Below are 3,127 nucleotides of genomic sequence, written 5' to 3' on the forward strand. Positions count from 1 at the left end.
GGCAGGCCAGGCGTTACAAGGCTGTCAGCCGAGCAACTCGTTCATCGCAATAATTTGCTCCGCCACCTGGATCAGCTTCTGCTGGCGGCTCATGGCCTGGCGGCGCATCAGGGTGTAGGCCTGTTCCTCGTTGCACTCCTTCATTTTCATGAGCATGCCCTTGGCCAGTTCGATGCGTTTGCGTTCGGCCAGTTGCTGGTCCCGGGCCAGCAGTTGGGCGCGCAGGGCCTGGTCGCTTTCGAAGCGGGCCATGGCGACGTCGAGTATCGGTTGCAGCCGCGCGGCATGGATGCCTTCGACGATGTAGGCGCTGACGCCCGACTTGATCGCCTGGCGCATCACATCCGGGTCGTGCTCGTCGGTGAACATGACGATCGGCCGGGGTTGGTCACGACTGACCAGCACCACTTGTTCCATCACATCGCGGCCCGGTGACTCGGTATCGATCAGGATCACGTCCGGACGCACTGTTTCGACGCGCGCCGGCAGGTCGATGGTCAGGCCGGATTCGTCGATCACTTCGAAGCCGGCTTCAATCAAGGCCGCTTTCAGGCGACCGACTTTTTTCGCGGTGTCGTTGATCAGCAGGATACGCAGCATGGTCGTGGCTCCTGTCAGCGGCTGGCGAGAAGGGGAGCCGCATCGCTCAAGGCGTGCAGTTTGAAGCTGCGGGCGTACCCGGCCGGATCAGTGCCGTCCCAGGTGGTGCCGTCGATCAGTTGGCTGCTGCGCATGTCCTGGCCTGGGGAGGTTACGCCCAGCGCCGCGGCGGCTTCACGGTAGAGGTTGAGCTGCTGGACCTGGCGGGCGACGGCCAAGTAGTCCGGGTCTTCGCGCAACAGGCCCCAACGACGGAACTGGGTCATGAACCACATGCCGTCGGACAAATAAGGCAGGTTCACCTCGCCGCCCGCGTGGAAGCGCATGGCATGGGGATCCTGCCAACTATTGCCCAGGCCGTCGGCGTAAATGCCCAGCAAGCGCGGCTCGATGCAGTCGAGCGGCGCATCGAGGTATTCCGGCGCGCTCAGCAGTTGCGCGGTGCTGCGACGGTTTTCGGTGCTTTGCTCGATGAAGCGGCTGGCTTCCAGGATCGCCATCACCAGCGCCCGGGCGGTATTGGGGTATTGCTCGACGAACGCGCGGGTGCAACCCAGGACTTTTTCCGGGTGGTCGGGCCAGATGGTCTGGGTGGTCGCGAGGGTAAACCCGAGGTTCTGCTTCACCGCGCTGGCGCACCAGGGTTCGCCCACGCAAAACCCGTCGATACGTCCGGCTTGCAGGTGCGCGACCATCTGCGGCGGCGGCACCACGACGCTATCGACATCCGATAGCGGATGGATGCCCTGGGCCGCGAGCCAGTAATAGAGCCACATGGCATGGGTGCCGGTGGGGAAGGTCTGGGCGAAGGTCAGTTTCGGGCGAGTTTGGTGCACGTGCCGTTCCAGTGCTTCAGGACTGGTCACGCCTTGGGCCTGGAGGCCGTGGGACAGGTTGATGCTCTGGCCGTTCTGGTTAAGGCCCATCAACACCGCCATGTCGGTCGGCGCAACGCCGCCAATGCCCAAGTGCACCGCGTAGATCAAGCCATAAAGGCTGTGGGCGGCATCGATTTCACCGCTGACCAGCTTGTCCCGCAGGTTGGCCCAGGATGCCTGGCGCTTGAGGTTCAGGGTCAGGCCGTAGGGTTGGGCGAAGCCTTGGGTGGCGGCAACCACCACCGGGGCGCAGTCACTCAAGGCCATGAAGCCGAGGTTGATCGCGCTCTTTTCCGGGGCATCGCTGCCATTGACCCAGGCCAGGGGCGTGGTTGGAACTTCATTCATCGATATCACCTTCCACATGAAAAAGCGCCGTGTCCTGGCCAGGGGAGGCCGGACGCCGACGCCGTTGTCCTTTGAAACCGTGCGGCACTCATTCCGTCGTTGGCATGGGGCGCTGATGACCAAAAGGGTGCAAGGCATATGCCAGTGCTGCGGTTTTGTGCGAGCGCCTCGCTTGCAACGCCGTTGCGCGGCTATAATCGCCGCCTCATTTCGTCGCCCGAGTCAAAGCCGCCCATGTACACCCTGGCCCGTGAACTGCTGTTCAAACTCTCCCCGGAAACCTCCCACGACCTGTCCCTGGACTTGATCGGCGCGGGCGGGCGCTTGGGCCTCAACGGACTGCTGTGCAAGGCCCCGGCGAAACTGCCGGTGACGGTCATGGGACTGGAGTTTCCCAACCCGGTCGGGCTGGCGGCGGGCCTGGACAAGAATGGCGCGGCCATCGACGGCTTTGCGCAACTGGGTTTCGGCTTTGTGGAAATCGGCACCGTCACGCCGCGACCGCAGCCGGGCAACCCGAAGCCACGACTGTTTCGCCTGCCCCAGGCCGAGGCGATCATCAATCGCATGGGCTTCAACAACCTGGGCGTTGATCACCTGCTGGCCCGTGTCGCGGCAGCCAAGTACAAGGGCGTGCTGGGCATCAACATCGGCAAGAACTTCGACACCCCGGTGGAGCGCGCCGTGGACGATTACCTGATCTGCCTGGACAAGGTCTACGCCCACGCCAGCTATATCACCGTCAACGTCAGTTCACCGAACACCCCGGGGCTGCGAAGCCTGCAGTTCGGTGATTCGCTCAAGCAACTGCTGGCCGACCTGGCCCGGCGCCGCGCTGAGTTGGCGGTCATCCATGGCCGGCATGTGCCGCTGGCGATCAAGATTGCCCCGGACATGAGCGACGAGGAAACCGTCCAGGTAGCCCAGGCGCTGATCGAGACTGGCATGGACGCGGTGATCGCCACCAACACCACGCTGGGCCGCGAAGGTGTAGAAGGGTTGGAGCATGGCGACGAGGCGGGCGGCTTGTCTGGCGCGCCGGTGCGCGACAAGAGCACCCACACCGTGAAAGTCCTGGCGGGTGAGCTGGCGGGACGATTGCCGATCATCGCGGCGGGCGGGATTACCGAAGGCCGCCACGCCGCCGAGAAAATCTCCGCCGGGGCGAGCCTGGTGCAGGTTTACTCGGGCTTCATCTACAAAGGCCCGGCGCTGATTCGCGAGTCGGTGGATGCGATTGCGGCGTTGGGTTGATTTCCCGGGCTAGTCAGATCCATCTGTGGCGAGGGAGCTTGCTCCCG

The 3,127-nt window shown here is 63.9% G+C and carries 3 protein-coding genes; 1 reads left to right on the forward strand and 2 read right to left on the reverse strand.

The window, feature by feature from the left end; translation table 11 throughout:
* Positions 1-24 precede the first annotated feature (24 nt).
* Complete coding sequence (locus OC610_RS24215) at positions 25-600, reverse strand: ANTAR domain-containing response regulator (protein WP_025212689.1); 576 nt, start codon at positions 598-600, stop codon at positions 25-27.
* A 14-nt stretch (positions 601-614) separates the two neighbouring features.
* The gene (locus OC610_RS24220; RefSeq protein WP_264431462.1) at positions 615-1,826 is read right to left on the reverse strand and encodes a CmpA/NrtA family ABC transporter substrate-binding protein; all 1,212 of its coding nucleotides are present in this window, start codon (positions 1,824-1,826) and stop codon (positions 615-617) included.
* Positions 1,827-2,060: 234 nt separating this feature from the next.
* Between OC610_RS24220 and OC610_RS24225 the strand changes: the two genes are divergently transcribed.
* Positions 2,061-3,080, forward strand: coding sequence for a quinone-dependent dihydroorotate dehydrogenase (locus tag OC610_RS24225; protein WP_264431464.1), 1,020 nt, complete (start codon positions 2,061-2,063; stop codon positions 3,078-3,080).
* Positions 3,081-3,127 lie beyond the last annotated feature (47 nt).

The sequence above is a fragment of the Pseudomonas agronomica genome (genome assembly GCF_025917275.1).
Lineage (GTDB): Bacteria > Pseudomonadota > Gammaproteobacteria > Pseudomonadales > Pseudomonadaceae > Aquipseudomonas > Aquipseudomonas agronomica.

Bases quoted from the DNA above. Each gene is read 5' to 3' on its own strand.
- OC610_RS24215 (WP_025212689.1), bottom strand. From the start codon at position 600: ATGCTGCGTATCCTGCTGATCAACGACACCGCGAAAAAAGTCGGTCGC.
- OC610_RS24220 (WP_264431462.1), bottom strand. From the start codon at position 1,826: ATGAATGAAGTTCCAACCACGCCCCTGGCCTGGGTCAATGGCAGCGAT.
- OC610_RS24225 (WP_264431464.1), top strand. From the start codon at position 2,061: ATGTACACCCTGGCCCGTGAACTGCTGTTCAAACTCTCCCCGGAAACC.